The sequence below is a fragment of the Orbaceae bacterium BiB genome (assembly GCA_036251205.1).
Lineage (GTDB): Bacteria > Pseudomonadota > Gammaproteobacteria > Enterobacterales > Orbaceae > Orbus > Orbus mooreae.
Map to the genome: position 1 here is coordinate 2,358,415 of CP133958.1, position 18,133 is coordinate 2,376,547.

15 protein-coding genes and 1 riboswitch are annotated in these 18,133 nt (G+C 35.4%); of the genes, 11 read left to right on the forward strand and 4 right to left on the reverse strand.

All coding sequences use genetic code 11. The features are described 5' to 3' along the window. Window positions 1-80: 80 nt before the first annotated feature. Both RHO11_11145 and RHO11_11150 read right to left on the reverse strand, forming a co-directional pair. On the reverse strand, window positions 81-1,328 hold the full coding sequence (locus tag RHO11_11145; GenBank protein ID WVD61027.1) for an MFS transporter: 1,248 nt from the start codon (window positions 1,326-1,328) through the stop codon (window positions 81-83). Window positions 1,329-1,657: 329 nt separating this feature from the next. Then, window positions 1,658-2,410, reverse strand: a complete 753-nt coding sequence (locus RHO11_11150) for an SDR family oxidoreductase (protein WVD61028.1) — start codon at window positions 2,408-2,410, stop codon at window positions 1,658-1,660. Between the two features lie 244 nt (window positions 2,411-2,654). On the opposite strand from RHO11_11150, the gene folK reads away from it, so the two are divergent. The 3 genes from folK (at window position 2,655) to gluQRS (ending at window position 5,016) form a co-directional block, all read left to right on the forward strand. After that, the gene (gene folK / locus RHO11_11155; protein ID WVD61029.1) at window positions 2,655-3,134 is read left to right on the forward strand and encodes a 2-amino-4-hydroxy-6-hydroxymethyldihydropteridine diphosphokinase; all 480 of its coding nucleotides are present in this window, start codon (window positions 2,655-2,657) and stop codon (window positions 3,132-3,134) included. Between the two features lie 481 nt (window positions 3,135-3,615). Beyond that, entirely contained in the window at window positions 3,616-4,071 is a 456-nt protein-coding gene (dksA, locus tag RHO11_11160; protein WVD61030.1) for an RNA polymerase-binding protein DksA, read from the forward strand. A gap of 54 nt (window positions 4,072-4,125) precedes the next feature. Beyond that, complete coding sequence (gluQRS, locus tag RHO11_11165) at window positions 4,126-5,016, forward strand: tRNA glutamyl-Q(34) synthetase GluQRS (protein WVD61031.1); 891 nt, start codon at window positions 4,126-4,128, stop codon at window positions 5,014-5,016. Here gluQRS and moaA read toward each other — a convergent pair. Then, window positions 4,999-5,979, reverse strand: a complete 981-nt coding sequence (moaA, locus tag RHO11_11170) for a GTP 3',8-cyclase MoaA (protein ID WVD61032.1) — start codon at window positions 5,977-5,979, stop codon at window positions 4,999-5,001. The genes gluQRS and moaA overlap by 18 nt on opposite strands. After that, window positions 5,972-6,103, reverse strand: a riboswitch (molybdenum cofactor riboswitch). Its footprint overlaps the gene before it by 8 nt. 653 nt (window positions 6,104-6,756) lie before the next feature. On the opposite strand from moaA, the gene rne reads away from it, so the two are divergent. From rne to RHO11_11205, 7 genes are all read left to right on the forward strand, one after another. Beyond that, window positions 6,757-9,597 (forward strand): ribonuclease E, encoded by a 2,841-nt coding sequence (gene rne, locus RHO11_11175; protein WVD61033.1) that lies wholly within the window; start codon window positions 6,757-6,759, stop codon window positions 9,595-9,597. 117 nt (window positions 9,598-9,714) lie between these two features. Beyond that, complete coding sequence (locus RHO11_11180; GenBank protein ID WVD61034.1) at window positions 9,715-10,647, forward strand: ABC transporter permease subunit; 933 nt, start codon at window positions 9,715-9,717, stop codon at window positions 10,645-10,647. Further along, complete coding sequence (locus RHO11_11185; protein ID WVD61035.1) at window positions 10,640-11,512, forward strand: ABC transporter permease subunit; 873 nt, start codon at window positions 10,640-10,642, stop codon at window positions 11,510-11,512. The genes RHO11_11180 and RHO11_11185 overlap by 8 nt, the downstream gene beginning before the upstream one ends. Before the next feature lie 2 nt (window positions 11,513-11,514). After that, window positions 11,515-12,519, forward strand: a complete 1,005-nt coding sequence (locus RHO11_11190) for an ATP-binding cassette domain-containing protein (protein WVD61036.1) — start codon at window positions 11,515-11,517, stop codon at window positions 12,517-12,519. Then, window positions 12,516-13,328 (forward strand): ATP-binding cassette domain-containing protein, encoded by an 813-nt coding sequence (locus RHO11_11195; GenBank protein WVD61037.1) that lies wholly within the window; start codon window positions 12,516-12,518, stop codon window positions 13,326-13,328. Before RHO11_11190 ends, RHO11_11195 begins: the two co-directional genes overlap by 4 nt. Window positions 13,329-13,483: 155 nt before the next feature. Next, window positions 13,484-14,869, forward strand: a complete 1,386-nt coding sequence (locus RHO11_11200; protein WVD61038.1) for an MFS transporter — start codon at window positions 13,484-13,486, stop codon at window positions 14,867-14,869. A gap of 25 nt (window positions 14,870-14,894) precedes the next feature. Then, a complete protein-coding gene (locus RHO11_11205; GenBank protein ID WVD61039.1) occupies window positions 14,895-15,896 on the forward strand; it encodes a nucleoside hydrolase in 1,002 nt (333 codons plus the stop codon). A 53-nt stretch (window positions 15,897-15,949) separates the two neighbouring features. Here the strand turns inward: RHO11_11205 and ppnP are convergent, their stop codons facing one another. Continuing rightward, complete coding sequence (ppnP, locus tag RHO11_11210; GenBank protein WVD61040.1) at window positions 15,950-16,234, reverse strand: pyrimidine/purine nucleoside phosphorylase; 285 nt, start codon at window positions 16,232-16,234, stop codon at window positions 15,950-15,952. A 250-nt stretch (window positions 16,235-16,484) separates the two neighbouring features. On the opposite strand from ppnP, the gene RHO11_11215 reads away from it, so the two are divergent. Continuing rightward, entirely contained in the window at window positions 16,485-18,038 is a 1,554-nt protein-coding gene (locus tag RHO11_11215) for a TerC family protein (protein WVD61041.1), read from the forward strand. Window positions 18,039-18,133 lie beyond the last annotated feature (95 nt).

Here is an 18,133-nt window from a genome sequence, read left to right on the forward strand (position 1 = left end):
TGGTTATCATTGTCTGTAATGAGTATAGATATAGTCGTTTCTCAGTTTTCCTGCTAGCGGCTATATCGATAAGTGACTTACTAATGATTAACAATTTTGCGACCAAATAGTATAAAAGCAATAATTGAAAATATTAGTATTCCAACTGCCACGTAAAATGCCAGTAATTGACTATGGGTTGTATCAATAATAAAACCTGTTAATGGTGGTGCAACAATTGCTGAACCAATACCAAATGTATTAAATAGTCCTAATGTTTTACCATAGCCTTGTTTTGGTGCTATTTCACCAAGATAAGAGATCAGGATTGGTTCAACGGCCAGTTTTCCTAAAAAACCATACAATACTAATGAAACGAGTAAGAGTGTTTCATTCTTAAACAGGACAATACAAAACAGCATAATGGTGGCTGCAATTTCTAATCCGATAATAAATTGCGCTTTTTTTGAATCATATTTATCCGCTAATCGACTGAATATCAGTGCCGCAGGGATAGACGAAATCGCGACCAAAGCGGCGGAGAAACCAATCGCGGCACCCTTAAATCCTCTTTCTGTCTGTAGAAAAGTAGGTAACCATGTTACGATCATATAATAGCCATAACAGGTTGCAAAATAAATGATATACATCGAGATCATTTTTGCTGAGAATAAACCACTAAACGATGATGAACTACCTTGCTGTGTAGCTGCTTGTGCCTGAGAACTCTCATTATGTGTTTCATTGTCATCGGTATTTTTATGTTTAATAATAAGCACGAAAGCAATAATTAGAACAAAAATAAATGCACCAGAGATATACATGGTTGTTTGCCAAGGATACCCCGCTGTTTTTACAATATAACTGGCGCCAATTAAGGTAACTGCCATACCTAAACCCGTACCACTATTAATAATCGCTGTAGCTAAGCTACGATTCTTTAAGGCAATATTATCTTTTACTAAAGAGTAAGCAACGCTATAGTAGCTACCACAACCGGCACCAGCAAAAATACTGGCCAAATAGATCATATTAATACTTGTGGTTGATACGATAATAAATGGGGCAATGAGGAATAATAAAAAACCAGGAATTAAGATTTTCTTTTGTCCATATTTATCAACAAGTACGCCTGAGGGGAATTGCATAATAGTATATGCAGCAAAGAAACAAGTCACAATCAACCCTAATTGTGCATTAGCTGTATTGGGATTAAGTTGTAAAGATAGCGCCATCTCAGGAAATACAGTAGGTAAAGATTGTCGATAAACCCACATTACAATCCATCCTAAACATAATACTATTGTTAGCTGTATCCAATATGGAAATCGTTTAGTCTTGGGTTCCATTATATATCTCCTGATTCGATTGACGGTTATTCGCGTATTTACTACCTTTTGGCTAGCACGCTATTACTATCATATTGATATTATGAGCTCGTTTATTACTCTCTTCGTTTTAATAAAAAAACAGATGTATTGATATGGTTTGAATTAACTATTTTAGTATTCCACAATCTATTTTGTTCTTCAAATATTTATGATAAATATGTGTTCTAGCTCAAGATTTAAAATAACTACTCAGACTATTTTATTTTTTTCACGCTAATAATGAGTTAATGTGGATTTTAATAACGAAGCTAAGCTCAATTGACAAGCTTAGCTTTATAAAAGAGATGTTACATCTCTTTCGATACATTTAATCCAGCAGGGGCTTGTGCGATTGGCATGATTTCAATTGAATTCACATTCATGTGAGGGGGAGTATTAACTAACCATGAAATAGTATTAGCTATATCTTCGGCTGTAATGTACTGCACATTCTTATAAACGTCATTGGCTTTAGCATTATCACCATGGAATCTAACGTTAGAGAATTCAGTTCCACCACATAATCCTGGTTCAACATTGGTTACACGAATTTTTTTACCGAATAAATCAGTACGTAAATTGGCACTAAACTGTTTTACAAATGCTTTGGTTGCACCATACACATTACCACCACGGTATGGATAAGTGCCCGCGATAGAGCCTAGATTAATAATATAACCAAAATTACGTTCTACCATGCCGGGTAAAATTGTACGGGTTAAGTGCATCATACCGATAATATTGGTTTGTACCATGGTTTCCCAATCTGTATAGTCCGCTTCATAAGCTGGCTCGATACCTAATGCAAGACCAGCATTATTAATTAAGATATCTATCTGCTGAAAGCCAATCGGTAAAGTTGCTAGAATATTATCAACAGCATCTTTTTGTGTCACATCGAATTGTAATGGTAAAAAATTATCACCTAATTCAGTTGCTAGTGATTTTAGTTTATCTTCTCGTCTTGCTGCTCCAATGACTTTATAGCCATCAGCAATTAATTTACGACAAATAGCTTCCCCAAATCCAGCTGACGCTCCTGTAACTAAAACAGTATTCATCTGTATCTCCTTATTGTTATCAACGTTGATAAATAGCTTGTACTTCGATTATACGATTTCTACTTTAAATTGCACGCAATAGAATGACTGATCAGATGATTATTAATATAGTTAATTTTCGTTAAAATATTGCTGTTATAGTATATTTTAGTGTAAAAATAGTGGGTTAGATGAATAATATTTTATGGATCAATTATTTTGTTTTATTCTAGCAACTATTTTTTATGATTTTGGAGTAATCAGTATGGCAATTGTATTTATTGCATTGGGTGCTAATTTAGGTGATCCGAGTTCTCAAGCAAATGATGCTATTGAGGCGATAAAAACATTAACATCGACACAAGTTTTACAAGTTTCTCCCTTTTATCGCAGTAAACCACTTGGTCCACAAGATCAACCTGATTATTTAAATGCGGTGCTCAAAATTGAGACCACATTATTACCATTAGAACTGTTATCTGCAGTACAAGAGATTGAGAAAAATTTAGGCCGTGTTCGCAAATCTAATCGTTGGGGGCCTAGGACACTGGACTTAGATATTTTACTCTATGACGACCTGATTCTGACAAGCGAGATATTGACCATTCCTCATTATGATATGAAAAATCGTGAGTTTGTGCTATATCCGTTATTTGATATTGCTCCAGAGTTAGTTTTACCAGATAAGCAGCGTATTAGCGATTTATTACAAAAGGTGCCAATGAACAATATGGTTCGTTGGTAAAAATAGTGTGTTAGTCGAATAGCACGAGCAAGAAGGGATTTTTGTATATTAATTGTACAATTAATCAATTTATTTACTGCAATTATCTCTCTTTTTTCCGGAATATTATTATCGTCACGTTGTCGATCTGAATATCGACAACTTTAAGTCAGAAAATCGTGCGATATTGTCTCTTTATTGCCATTCTTGTCTTCTACAAATAATTAATTATTTTTACTGATACTATTTTTGCATTTTGAGCTTATCTATCAATAATTAGCACTTACCATACAGATTATCTGTATGACATATTTTATAAATTTCGTGATTTCAATAAAATAACTTAATTACTAAAGTGATTTAAATCACAAAGTATTTTATTTAAATTACATAAAAACAAAAGGTTGCTATTTTTGCTGAAAAATTATTAAAAAAGATTTGATAAAGGGCGAATTATTGCTATAGTTTAGCGCCTTAAATTTTTGTTTGAAAGGAGATTTCGGTGAAAAAGGAACATAAAAAGAATAGCTCTTCCCTGAGTCTTTTAGCTATGGCTGGTCTTGAACCTTATAAAGAGGGAAAAGATGAAGAGTATATGAATGCGGAGCAGTTAAAACATTTTCGTCTTATTTTGCAAACATGGCTAGAACAGCTACGTGGTGAAATGGATAAAACTGTTGTCTACATGCAAGATGAAGCCGCTAATTTCCCTGATCCAGCAGATCGTGCGACTCAAGAAGAAGAGTTTAGTCTAGAGTTAAGAGCTCGAGATCGCGAACGTAAGCTGATTAAGAAAATTGAAAAAACGCTATTAAAGATTGAAAATGATGACTTTGGTTTCTGCGATTCTTGTGGCGTAGAAATTGGTATTAAACGCCTAGAAGCAAGACCTACAGCTGATCTTTGTATCGATTGTAAAACATTAGCTGAGTTACGAGAAAAACAGATGGGAATGTAGTTGCCATAATCAGTTGGCGGTCTTTAATCAATATTTTTAGCTGAGCTGAATATAATGAATAATGTTGGTCGTTTTGCACCATCGCCTTCGGGTGAGTTGCATTTTGGCTCTTTCGTTACTGCTTTAGGGAGCTATTTACAAGCGAAGTCTAAACAAGGGCAATGGCTTGTACGCATAGAAGATCTTGATCCTCCTCGTGAAGTTGTAGGAGCGGCAGACAATATTCTGTTTACGCTTGATAAACTTGGACTTCACTGGGATCAGGATGTTGTATATCAGTCCAGTCGTTTAGCGCATTATGAAGAGATATTAAATTTACTCATTAGGCAACAAGTTGCATATTATTGTGATTGTTCACGGCAACGAATTCAACAGTTACCCACACATATTTATGATAACTACTGCCAAAATCGACAATTGACGCCTAATTCAACGCAGTCGATGGCAGTTAGGTTAAAACAAACTTTCCCGATTTGCTGTTTTATCGATAATATTTGTCAGCGGCAACGAGTTAGTCAATCCGAACGGTTAGAAGATTTTGTTATTCGTCGCCGAGATGGTTTGTTCGCTTATAATTTTGCTGTAGTTATTGATGATCATGAGCAGGGCATCACTGAAGTGGTGCGTGGGGCTGATTTATTACCCGTTACGGCTAAGCAATTATCGCTTTATCATCTATTTAATTGGCATCCGCCAAGTTATTATCATTTACCACTGGTACTTAACCAGCATAAAGACAAACTTTCTAAACAAAATCATGCTCAAGCTATTAATATTAACAATATTAAGCAATTAATTGTTGATGGATTACAATTTTTAGGTCAGGTTATCCCGACGGATTGGCAAGATGCAAACAGAGAACAACTATTGCAATGGGCAATTACCCATTGGAATATTCACTGTGTACCGAAAAATGATCAAATTTTATTATCCACCGATGAATGATAAATTTTGTATTATACCGGCATTATGTTGATGTAAAAAATGTGTTTCAGGCTTGATTTGTAATGAGTCTAATACTCTGGTTTTAAGCTGCTCTTTTTGATCTGCTTGCTGTAGTAAGTCTCGTAAACTAATAGCTGAGTCACCAAATAAACAGTAATGGAGCTTACCTGTCGAGGAGATTCGTAAGCGGTTACAACTTTGACAAAAATTTTTAGAATAAGGCATAATCAAACCAATCCGACCTTGATAATCATCATGTTGATAGACTTTTGCAGGGCCAGCAAGTTGATCTTTAATCATTAATTGCCAACCTTGCTCAATTAATTGTTGTTCAATTTTACTACCTGAGACGTGATAACGATTAAAATAAGCACTTCCCTCGCCAGTTTCCATTAATTCAATGAAACGTAAATCAATATTGCGATCTGTAATCCAAGGAAGATAATGGTTCAGATCGTCATTTAAGCTTTTCATCAGCACGGTATTGATCTTAACTTTTTTCATTCCTACTTCAAGAGCTTTATCAATACCGTTAATCACTTGATGTAATTTGTCTTCGCCTGTAATTTTAGCAAACTGTAGTGGTGAGAAGCTATCTACGCTCACATTAAGTGCTGTTAATCCGGCATTTTTCCATTCAAGAATACGACTCTCTAAACGACTACCATTTGTGGTGACGGCGATCTCATTAATATTCGGATAACGAGCAAGCAGGGCAATAATTTCTGTAAAGTCTCGACGTAACGTTGGCTCGCCACCTGTTAAACGTATTTTTTTTACTCCTAATTCACTAAATGCATCAGCAATATGGCTAATCTCATTTAACGTTAAAAATTGGTGAGCTTTATTGGCTTTATAACCATCAGGCAAACAGTATTGACAACGAAAGTTGCATAGTTCAGTTAATGATAGACGTAAATATTGAAATCGTCGTTGATAATTATCAACAAGTTGTTGTTGCATTAAAAAAACACCTTTCCAAGCATGGGAGGAATAAGCATTTCTACTTATACCCGGCGAATATATCGCGGTAAGTAAGCCCTATCATTATGACGTAGGTTTAGTTACTTCAGAGTTTTCATTTAGCACCATCATAACATAATTTGCCCTATGTACACAGTGCTCGACTTGGTATTAACATATCAAATTTGAATAAATAGTGTAAAAATAGCATCAAATTGTCATGCTGATAATTTATTACTAACCACTTATTGTTATTATTTTGTGATTAAACTCAATGAATTGTTAGAGATAGCAAAATAAACCGTTTAATTTACTTGCTATCCTGTGACGAAATGTTAATAATATAGCTGGATTTTTCTGTTTATAGTGCGGCAATGGCATCAGACACTATAAACGACAAAGTAATTTGAAATTAATTTTGTTAACAATAACAAGTAAGTAGAATAAAAATTTGAATAAAGGTGTTATTTTAACCATAGTATCAATTAAATTGGAAAATATATCTGAGTATATTAATTAGTATTCTCCAATTTGAGTGACAAATATATAAAAATTTTTAGCAATATTGGCTTCGGTTCGGCAATTAAATTATCTTAGCAAATATACGCTTATAAATAAGATATGTATTCACATAATATAATAAAAACAATAAGATAAATAAAATAATGAATATGATTATAATGTATTTATTTTAAATATTTGATAAAGTGCGATTAAAATAAATTCTTTTTTCATTTACTTTATTCTCTTACTTCTGAATTTGAAGAGTATATAAGAATGAAAAGAATGCTAATTAATGCAACGCAACAAGAAGAGTTGCGTATTGCTCTCGTTGATGGCCAGCGGTTGTATGATCTGGATATTGAAAGTTTAGGTCATGAACAAAAAAAGGCTAATATCTATAAAGGTACCATCAGTAAAATCAATCCTAGCTTAGAAGCTGCTTTTGTTTCGTATGGCGGCGAACGGGATGGATTCCTTCCTCTTAAAGAGATCGCTGAAAGTTATTTTCCAAATGATATTTCAGGTCGTCGTAGTATTAAACATCTGCAAGAAGGCCAAGAAGTTTTAATTCAGATTGAAAAAGAGATTCGTGGTAAAAAAGGTGCGGCACTAACAACATATATTAGTTTAGCGGGTAGCTACCTTGTTTTGATGCCAAATGACCCTAGAGCTGGTGGTGTATCAAGACGAATTGAAGGTGAAGATCGTGCTGATTTAAAACGTAATATTGATGCACTGGAAAAACCACGTGGTATGGGTGTCATCGCTCGAACAGCTGGTGTAGGCAAAAACCAAGAAGAGTTACAACAGGATCTTGATGCTTTAATTGCATACTGGAAAGCTATTTTAGTTGAAGCTAAAAAACATCCTGCACCAAGACTTATTCATAAAGAGAGTGATGTTATTACGCGTGCTTTCAGAGATTATTTGCGTGATGATGTTGGCGAAATTTATATCGATAATCCCAAAGTATTGGAAATCGCTAAAAAACGCTTAGAAGATCTTGGTCGTTTAGAGTATGTTGATCGTCTTAAACTCTATACTGGTGATATTTCCCTATTTAGCCATTACCAAATTGAAGGCCAAATTGAATCGGCATTTCAACGTGAAGTTCGTTTACCATCAGGTGGTTCAATCGTTATTGATTCAACTGAGGCGCTTACGGCTATTGATATTAACTCTGCAAAATCAATTAAAGGCAGTGATATCGAAGAAACAGCTTTCACCACTAACCTTGAAGCAGCAGATGAAATCGCTAGACAACTCCGTTTACGCGATTTAGGTGGACTCATTGTTATCGATTTTATCGATATGACACCTATTCGTAATCAACGTGAAGTTGAAAATCGTCTTAAAGAGGCGATGAAAACAGATCGTGCTCGTATCCAAACTGCACGTATTTCTCGTTTTGGTTTGTTAGAAATGTCTCGTCAACGATTAAGTCCATCATTGCGCGAAGCAACTCACCATATTTGTCCTCGTTGTCAAGGAACAGGTACTGTTCGTGATAATAATTCTCTATCGTTATCTATTTTACGTCTTATTCAGGAAGAAGCGCTAAAAGAGAATACTGTACAAATCGATGTTATTGTACCTGTGCCGATTGCAAGTTATTTACTGAATGAAAAGCGCTGTGCAATTGGTCATATTGAGAGCAATTATCCTGATATCAAGATTGTGATTGCTGCGGATAGCGAAATGGAAACTCCGCTATATAAAGTTATTCGTAAACGTCGTGGTGAAGAGACCGATGTATTAAGTTATAACTTACCTAAACTTATTCGAGAACTCGAAGAATCAGATGAAGAAGATCAAGTTAATGAATTTGTTATAGAAGAAGCTGTATTATCTGGTTTCAAAGTTGATGCTAACCCAGCGATAGTTAAACCAAAGGTCGAGCCGAAAGTTGAAAAATCAGCCGGTTTATTCTCTTCACTTGCTAAAAAATTACGTAACTTATTCTCATCTGAGACTAAACCTGCGGTAGAAGAAAAAAGCGCGGTAAGTAAATCTGATGATACTAAGAATCTAAAAGGTCGAGAAGATAATCGACATCAGTCTCATAATCGTAGAACTAAGTATTCAGCAAAAAATAATAGTACCAATAATACTTCTTCAACAAGTAATGCGGCTGCAAATAGTGTTAAAACTGAAGTTGTTAAAGATAAAGAGTTAAATAATAAGAACAACCGTCGTAATAATCGTAATAATAAAAATGAAGAGGCGATTAAGTCAACGGAAGATAATTCAGTAGCTCCAGTACCAACTAAGGTTGAAGCTAAGCCAAGAAGAGCGCAACGTACATTAAGTAAAAAGGTGAGAGTTGAAAGTGGAGATAAACCATTACAACAGCCTCAGGTTGCTACAGTGAAGGCGCCAATCAAAGTAAGCAGTACTTTAGTTATTCCATCAATTTTATTACCCGTCGTTTTAAAACAAGATGACAATGGCGTTGATGGTAAAGATAATCAGACTAACCGTCGACCAAGAAGAACATCTCGTCATTTGCGGTTAAATGGTCAACGTCGTAAAAAATCGAAAGTTGCGTCTCAAAATAAATCACCAATGCCTTTAGTATCAGCAGTCTATTCTCCTGAATTAGCATTAGGTAAAATTGCTATTGATTACAGCTTAATTCAGCAAGCATCAACAATAACAAATGGACACAGTAATGCCGCGTCATCGGTTGATCGTCAAGTCGATACTAAAATGGCAGTTATACCATCATTATTGTTGCCTGTTGTTACTCATGCTAGTGATAAACCGAAAAAGGCGCAAACAGTTAAAACTACCGCTATTAATCATATAGATCCACCTAAACAAGAGGTTTCACCGGTAGTTGAAGCAGAAGCTAAAATAGAATCTAAAGTGGAAGTGAAAGCTGATGTGAAGATTGAGGAAGTGAATGCTTCTGTTATGACTGGATTTGCTTCTTCTGTTATGACTAAAGCTCCATCGGTTGATAACGGTAATTCGTCACCATTTATTGCTGCAGCTCGTGATGAATCTGCTTATCAATATACTGGTAAAGGTCAAGCGGGTGGATTAAGTGCTCAAGATCATTCATATGCGGGTGCGACTAAACCCGTAGATCCTTCAGCACCAAATAATTAGTAACAGGATGATTAAAGCCCATATTCAATAAATTTGAATGTGGGCTAATTTGGGTTAAGTTAGTTTTATTAAAAACATTGCACTCACTATTTAGAACAGTCTTGATGAGATAAAATCATGCTTATTTATATAATAAAAAAGATATTTTCTTTTTTTCTAGTACTGTTTTTATTGTCTTTAATTAGCGCTTCTATCGTCTATTTTTCGCCTAATTCACCCTTTAGTCACGAGACGTTTGCGCGATGTTATTATCTTTTTTATCAACAAATTTTATTTAACCAATTTATTATTGCTGATCACTCATTTTGGCAAATTTTATCACAAATTATTTTACCTACTTTTGAACTTTGTATTTTAGCGATAATTGGTTCAATTATTATTGGTTTTCCGGTTGGAATCATTGCTGGATTGACACGCAGTAATACAATCAATCATACAATCAAACTGATCTGTTTAGTATTTTATGCAAGTCCAATCATTTGGGTTACAGTATTAGTCATGTCTTTCTCATCGACAGATTGGTTTTTTGTCAAAAATATTACCTATCAACCGGGAACAACGAGTGTATCAATATTGAGTATTTTATTGACACCAGATCTTGAGAAGATCAATCAATTATTAGCAGAGGCTAAACATTTGATTGTCCCTGTTATGATCTTAATGATTCAACCTTGTATCATTACGATTCAATTAATTAGTCAACGAGTCAGTTACACAGCTCAGCAAAATTATATCAAAGTGGCGAGTATTCGAGAAAACTCCTCACGGAAAGTATTATTTCGCCATTTATTGCCTAATGCCTTACCAAGTACGATACCGCAATTAACCTATAATATAACGACATTACTGTTTACAACAATGGTTATTGAAATAGTATTGGATCGTTCCGGACTGGGTACTTGGGTATTTGCAGCCTTTCACCAATCCGATTATATGATTATTGCATTAGCTGTTTTTTGCTGCGGTGCATTAGTCAGCTTGTTGACTTTGCTTAGTGAGATTTTTGTTGTGATTCTTTATCCAATACAATCAAGGGCGTTATATGAATAATATCGTTCGTTCTATCATAAAATATGCTACCAATATTAAACAGGGTATTCATAGTAATATTTATATGATCATTGGTTGTTATGGTATTTTAGCGATTGTATTAGTCTGCTGTGCTACTAAATGGTTATTTAATGTTGAATTGGCGCCGATTTTCCCGCCATTATTACCACCTGCTTGGCAGAGTAATGGGGAACTAAACCATATTTTAGGAACCGATAATTTAGGTCATGATATTTTTAACTATTTGCTTGTTAGTTATAAAACGACGCTCGTATTAACGCTGAGAGTCGCGTTTTATGTCATGATTATTGGTGCTATCATTAATTATCTATTATTTTTTATCCCACAATTAAGATGGCTAATTGCGACTCTTTTTCGTCTTGTTATCGCGATTCCCCCACTATTAAGTGCAATAGTGATTGCGTTGGTCTGGAATAATAATATTAATGAGATATTAATGATCGTAGCAATTTCATACTTGCCACGGTTTATTCATAATATACATCATCAAATCGTTGATGAGTGGCAAAAAACCTATATTACTGCACATCGCCTTGATGGTTTATCAACACCTCAAATACTCAATTTTTATATTTTACCTAATATATTTCCTGCTTATTTAACTGAAATTATTGTGCTTTTTAGTCAGATTATCTTGTCATTAACGGTGCTGACATTTTTAGGTTTTGGCCATAATTTGGCTACACCAGATCTTGGTACCGCGATGTATCAGATGCTAAATATTATTAATAGTAATTTTTGGGCATTCTTTGTACCTGGGATGATGATTATTATTACTGTACTATTCATTCATATGCTTAATTTAGGCGTACACATGATGTTAACCAAACGGGGCGGAAACTAGTTATGGCACTACTAGATATTCGTAATTTAACAATTGAGTTTATTACTCCCAATGGTTTGTTGCGTGCAGTTGATAGCGTTAATATAAAGCTCAATGAAGGAGAGATTCGCGGTTTAGTTGGTGAGTCCGGTTCAGGAAAAAGTTTGATTGCAAAGGCGATATTAGGTGCAACAAATAACAACTGGAAAATCACCGCGGACAGATTCTATTTTGATGGTATTGATTTATTAAAATTATCACCTAAAAAACGACGCAAGATTATCAGTGGTAATGTTTCGATGATATTTCAGGAACCACAGTCCTGTTTAGATCCTAATATGAAAATCGGACGCTTACTGATTCAATCTATTCCTTCATGGACATTTAAAGGTCATTGGTGGCAACGACTATTTTGGCGTAAAAATCGGGCGATAGAGCTATTACATCGAGTTGGTATAAAAGAGCATAAAGAAATTATGAACTCTTATCCAAATGAGTTAACAGAAGGCGAATGTCAGAAGGTAATGATAGCTATTGCGCTAGCGAATCAACCTAAGCTATTAATTGCGGATGAACCGACTAATTCAATGGAGTCAACAACTGAAGCTCAAATATTTCGTTTATTAGCAAGCTTGAATCAAAACTCGGGTACGACGATTTTATTTATTAGTCATGATTTGCAAATGGTCACGCGATGGACAGATCGTATTAATGTGCTTTACTGTGGGCAAACAGTTGAAATTGCTGATAGTGAAGAGATTATTAAAAAGCCTTATCATCCTTATACACAGGCATTAATTTTTGCGATTCCTGATTTTGGTAAAGCGATTCCACACAAAAGACCACTAAATTCATTACCGGGCGTAATTCCACCTTTAGAACATTTGCCGATTGGTTGTCGTTTAGGTCCTCGTTGTCCATATGCTCAGCGAAAATGTATTGAAACGCCAAAACTTATTACCATTAAAGATCATGCTGTAGCCTGCCATTTTCCACTCAATACTGAATTACAGGATGGCAAATCATGAGTCAAGTATTAAAAGTTCGCAATTTATCCAAACGATTTACCATTCCAAAAGGACTATTTGGTCATATCTCTATTGATGCTGTAAAACCTGCTTCATTCTCTTTAAATGAAGGCAAAACTTTAGCAATTATTGGGCAAAATGGTTCAGGGAAATCAACATTAGCTAAAATGTTAGTGGGTATGATTAATCCTGATGCTGGCGATATTTGGGTCGAGGATCAAAAGCTAGAGTATGGCGATTATCAAACTCGTTGTAAATTGATTCGGATGATATTCCAAAACGTAGATAGTTCATTTGATCCTCGATTAAAAATTGGCAAAATACTTGAGATACCACTTAAACAAAATACTAAATTATCGGGTATTGAAAGAGAACAGTTAATTTATTCTGTGTTAAAACAGGTCGGTCTGTCTGCTGAGCATGCATCTTATTACCCTAGAGTCATGGCAGCTGGTCAAAAACAGCGCGTAGCGTTGGCAAGAGCATTAATTTTGCAGCCTAAAGTGATTATTTTTGACGAGGCACTTACCGCTCTGGATATATCGATGCGCTCACAAATCGTTAATCTTATGCTGTCCTTACAAGAAGAGCAAAACCTATCTTATGTTTATGTTACTCAAGATATTGGAATGATGAAACACATTAGCGATCAAATACTGGTTATGAATAATGGTGAGGTTGTTGAAAGTGGTAATACCGCCGAAGTGCTTGCTTCACCTCTCAGTGATATAACACAAAAATTAGTACATAGTTACTTTGGCGAGGCGCTAACGGCTGATACTTGGCGGACAGATACTCGAAGATTCTAATACCGATCAAAAGGGAACATAATACACAATAGCATGATATCCGGCAGGTCATTCGTATGTCATATTCTATCACTATAATATAGTGTAATTAAATTTATGGTAACGAATAGTATATAAACAACTTTAACAATCTACTAATAATTATAGGTAATATAATGAATACGAGTTCAGTTAATAGTAATGATTCAGCTGCAGAGGCGAGATTAAGAACCCCTGAAGGAAAAAAAGAGTTTATCAAAGCAAGCTTATCTTGTTGGCTTGGAACTACGATGGAATATGTTGATTTTGCTTTGTATGGACTTGCAGCTGGTTTAGTCTTTGGTGATGTATTTTTCCCTGAAGTAACACCGGCTATTGCATTATTATCAAGTTTTGCGACTTATTCTGTCGGCTTTATTGCTAGACCTATTGGTGCTATTTTCTTTGGACGATTAGGGGATAGAAAAGGTCGTAAAATTGTACTTGTTATCACAATTGCTTTAATGGGGATATCAACGACGCTAATTGGATGTATACCGAGCTATCACACCATTGGTATATTGGCTCCAATTAGTTTAGTCATATTGCGTTTTGTACAAGGCTTTGGCGCTGGTGCAGAACTATCTGGCGCCACAGTGATGTTAGGTGAGTATGCACCAACTAAACATCGAGGATTAATTGCATCTATTATTGGTATTGGTTCAAATAGTGGTACATTAGTTGCTTCGGGTGTTTGGTTACTTGTTCTAATGCTTGATCAACAAACAGTCATTGATTGGGCTTGGCGAATTCCGTTTATTGCTAGTGCTTTGATTGCGATTTCAGCGACCTTAATTCGCCGACATGTGAGAGAAACGCCGGTTTTTGAAAAAGAACAAGCTGAAAAATCTCAACTAAATAACGGTAATCTTGCTAAAAATCGTAAAGCATACGTAACTGTAGATACTCGCTCATTCTTCCAACGTAATAAAGCTTTTTTTATTATGTTAGGATTACGTATTGGTGAAAATGGTCCATCTTATTTAGCACAAGGTTTTGTTATTGGGTATGTGGTAAAAATTTTAGGAGTAAGTAAGACAGTACCAACAACAGCCGTATTCATTGCTTCGTTACTCGGTTTTATTGTGATTCCATTTGCCGGATGGTTATCAGATACTTTTGGTCGCCGTATCATTTATCGTATTTTCTGCTTTTTATTGATGCTCTATGCTATTCCTGCATATATGTTTTTGGAAACGCGAGATCCAATGATTGTTGGAACCATTATTGTGGTGGGAATGTGTCTAGCTTCACTCGGTATTTTCGGTGTTCAAGCCGCTTATGGTGTTGAACTCTTCGGTGTGAAGTCTCGTTATACTAAAATGGCATTAGCGAAAGAGCTTGGTGGTATTGTATCTGGTGGTATTGCGCCACTTGTTGCTGCGGCATTACTTAGTTACTATGGTTCTTGGTGGCCAATTGCTATCTACTTTGGAGCTATGGCGACAATTGGTTTTGTAACCACATTTTTTGCGCCTGAAACTCGAGGTCGTAATTTAAATTCTCCAGATGATGCAATTTAACAGTTTGATAAAAAGGTAATGATAAGTGGTTAAACGAATTATTATTGATTGTGATCCTGGCAATGGGATCCCAGGTGCAAATGTCGATGACGGATTAGCGATTGCATTAGCAATTGCTAATTCAAATATCTCGTTAGAGTTAATTACTACCGTTTCAGGCAATACGCCAAGAGATGTAGGTTATAGTGTTGCTAAAAATATAACGAACTTGTTAAATAGAGATATTCCAGTTGCCAAAGGCGCTGCACAAGCTTTACTTGAACCCGCTAAGCCATGGCGGGAACATTTGGATAATAATGTTAAAAGACAGGGATTACTGCATCTCTGGTCGGATACGCAGATTAACAAAGCTATTGAACCCCAACTATCAGTCAATGCGGCACAAGCAATTGGTGATTTAGTTTGTCAAAATCCACAACAAATTTCTGTAGTTGCAATTGGTCCATTAACTAATATTGCCCACACGATTCAACTTTATCCTGATTTTGCTAAGTCAGTTGCTGAAATCGTCATTATGGGAGGGGTATTTAATGTACCCGGTTATTTAAAAGATACTAATTTTGCGATAGATCCCGAAGCGGCAGAAATTGTTTTGAGCAGTGGTGCAAAAATAACATTAGCCCCTTATGATGTAACTACAACGACGATGCTTACGCACCAAGATCTCGATAAAATTGCACAAAATAGAGATCCGCTTAGTCATTACATTGTTGAAACAACGCGACCTTGGCTCGATTTTTCGATGCAAACACGTCATATTCCAGGTTGTTGGATTCATGATGTACTGTGCGTAGCTTATCTAATTGATCCTTCTTTTATCACATCAAATTCCTATATTGTTGATGTTGCACTACAAGGTGATTATACGCGCGGAAGCTCTCGACGCTGGAAACCAGATGGTTTACGTTTAACTGTCGGTATGCCAACAACATCAGCCCATACGCCGATTAATGTGTTAGAAACGGTTAATAATCAACAGTTACTTGAGATCATTTTTGAATCATTAAAAAATTATCAGGCAGGTTAGTCAGGGAAAATTAGCTTGGTTAAATATTGTAGTTTTAGCCAAGCTAGTTGTAATTATAAATAGCGACAAAGATAAGCAGTCGGTTCTACTACTTGTACATTAAATTCGCTTTTAGCTTGTACATGGAATATTTGACCAGCTTCAAAAATTTGCCAATCTTTTGCTGATGGTAATAAAACATTTAATGACCCTGAAATAACCGTCATTTCTTCCGCTTTATTGGTACTAAAAGTATACTCTCCCGGTACCATCACACCAACACTTGATTCACCGCTTGTGGCATTGGTGAAGCTAATTGATTTAACCTTACCAGTAAAATATTCATTAACAGTTAACATAGCTAATCCTTTTTAGATGTATTATTCAGAACTTATTAATTATACTAAAAAAATTTATATCTCCTATCGTTGTTTATTTATTTTTTATTAATATAATTATTTGTTTTTTAATAATATAATAATTAAATTTTATTAATAATGCGTTTTTTTAATAAATACCCATTGATTTTATTAATAATTCCGTCCAAAATTAGCAGTTCAGCATGTGCTGTATAACTAAAAGGTAACCACCCGACATATGGAATGGATCATGGATCCTACAATTTGGATTGGACTGTCTACGCTGATAGTTCTAGAAATTGTCCTAGGTATTGATAATATCGTCTTTATCGCAATTCTAGCCGAAAAACTTCCCCCCGAAAAACGCGATCATGCTCGTATAGTAGGTCTCTCTTTAGCCCTAATTATGCGTATTATCCTATTAATGTTTACCGGTTGGTTAGTGACCTTAACGGAACCTCTCTTTTTTGCTTTAGGAACTAGTTTTAATGCCCGTCAGCTTATTATGTTGATTGGTGGTATTTTTCTATTGTTTAAAGCCACAATGGAATTAAATGAGCGACTAGAAGGTGGGCCTCATGAAACGTCCAAACAGAAAAAGACATCTCATTTTTGGACCGTTGTCGCACAAATTGTGGTATTAGATGCCGTATTCTCGTTAGACTCGGTGATTACTGCAGTGGGTATGGTTGAACATGTTCCTGTGATGATAGCAGCTGTGTGTATTGCTATGGTTGTTATGATGATAGCAAGCAAACCACTAGCTAGCTTCGTTAATAGCCATCCAACAATTGTTATTTTATGTCTTAGTTTCTTATTGATGATTGGTTTTAGCCTTGTTGCAGAAGGATTCGGTTTCTCGATTCCGAAAGGTTATTTATATGCAGCAATTGGTTTCTCTATTTTGATTGAATTCTTTAATCAGATGGCAAGTTTTAATCGTCGACGTTTTTTAAGTAAAAAGCCGTTACGTGCGCGTACAGCTGAAGCTATTTTAAATTTACTTAAAGGTGATGTTGAAGATGAAGATCTTGACAGTAATACTAAAGATTTAGTCGCCGATAGTAGTAAAAATTCAGCAGTCTTTAATGCACAAGAACTTAGCATGATCGAGCGAGTTTTAGAGCTAGCCCAGCGCTCAGTGAGTAGTATCATGACATCAAGACAGAATATTCAGATGATTAATATTAATGATGATCGTGCTGAAATTTTGAAAGAGATTATGGAAAATCAGCATACTCGTTTGATCGTTACTGATAATATATCTATTGATGAACCGATTGGTATTATTCCTGTCAATGATCTATTGAAAGAAGTTCTAAATAATCATGATAATATTTCAATTGGTAAATTGATCAAGCAACCGCTAATATTCCCTGAAACTATTTCGTTACTTGTTGCCTTAGAACAATTTAAAAAAGCGAAAACACATTTTGCCTTTGTCGTTGATGAATTTGGTTCAATGCAGGGGATTGTCTCTGTTACCGATGTGACAGAAACGATTGCTGGTGAGTTTCCAACAGAAGGCGAAGATATTGATGCGCGTCATGATATTCAGCGATGTGGTGAAAATTGTTGGATTGCTAACGGTTATATCCCATTAGAAGAGTTAGTGCGTTTTGTCCCGCTCAATATTGATGATAAACGCGAATACCATACCTTAGCGGGTTTATTGATGGAACAAGCTCAGCATATTCTTGAAGTCGGTGAAATAATTCCGTTTGGTAATTACCTATTTGAGATCTTAGAAGTTGAGAGCCATCGTATTGTTAAAGTTAAAATTACTCACTGTGATTTAACTTAATATCAACGCTAATCACTTTTTATAGGCGGGTAATCCGCCTATAAAAACCATGTGGTTCTCCGTTACTTATATAAAAAAATCAAAATATTTAACCA

Bases quoted from the DNA above. Each gene is read 5' to 3' on its own strand.
- RHO11_11200 (WVD61038.1), top strand. From the start codon at position 13,484: ATGAATACGAGTTCAGTTAATAGTAATGATTCAGCTGCAGAGGCGAGA.
- RHO11_11180 (WVD61034.1), top strand. From the start codon at position 9,715: ATGCTTATTTATATAATAAAAAAGATATTTTCTTTTTTTCTAGTACTG.
- RHO11_11185 (WVD61035.1), top strand. From the start codon at position 10,640: ATGAATAATATCGTTCGTTCTATCATAAAATATGCTACCAATATTAAA.
- rne (WVD61033.1), top strand. From the start codon at position 6,757: ATGAAAAGAATGCTAATTAATGCAACGCAACAAGAAGAGTTGCGTATT.
- RHO11_11215 (WVD61041.1), top strand. From the start codon at position 16,485: ATGGATCCTACAATTTGGATTGGACTGTCTACGCTGATAGTTCTAGAA.
- ppnP (WVD61040.1), bottom strand. From the start codon at position 16,234: ATGTTAACTGTTAATGAATATTTTACTGGTAAGGTTAAATCAATTAGC.
- moaA (WVD61032.1), bottom strand. From the start codon at position 5,979: ATGCAACAACAACTTGTTGATAATTATCAACGACGATTTCAATATTTA.
- RHO11_11195 (WVD61037.1), top strand. From the start codon at position 12,516: ATGAGTCAAGTATTAAAAGTTCGCAATTTATCCAAACGATTTACCATT.
- gluQRS (WVD61031.1), top strand. From the start codon at position 4,126: ATGAATAATGTTGGTCGTTTTGCACCATCGCCTTCGGGTGAGTTGCAT.
- folK (WVD61029.1), top strand. From the start codon at position 2,655: ATGGCAATTGTATTTATTGCATTGGGTGCTAATTTAGGTGATCCGAGT.
- RHO11_11145 (WVD61027.1), bottom strand. From the start codon at position 1,328: ATGGAACCCAAGACTAAACGATTTCCATATTGGATACAGCTAACAATA.
- RHO11_11150 (WVD61028.1), bottom strand. From the start codon at position 2,410: ATGAATACTGTTTTAGTTACAGGAGCGTCAGCTGGATTTGGGGAAGCT.
- RHO11_11190 (WVD61036.1), top strand. From the start codon at position 11,515: ATGGCACTACTAGATATTCGTAATTTAACAATTGAGTTTATTACTCCC.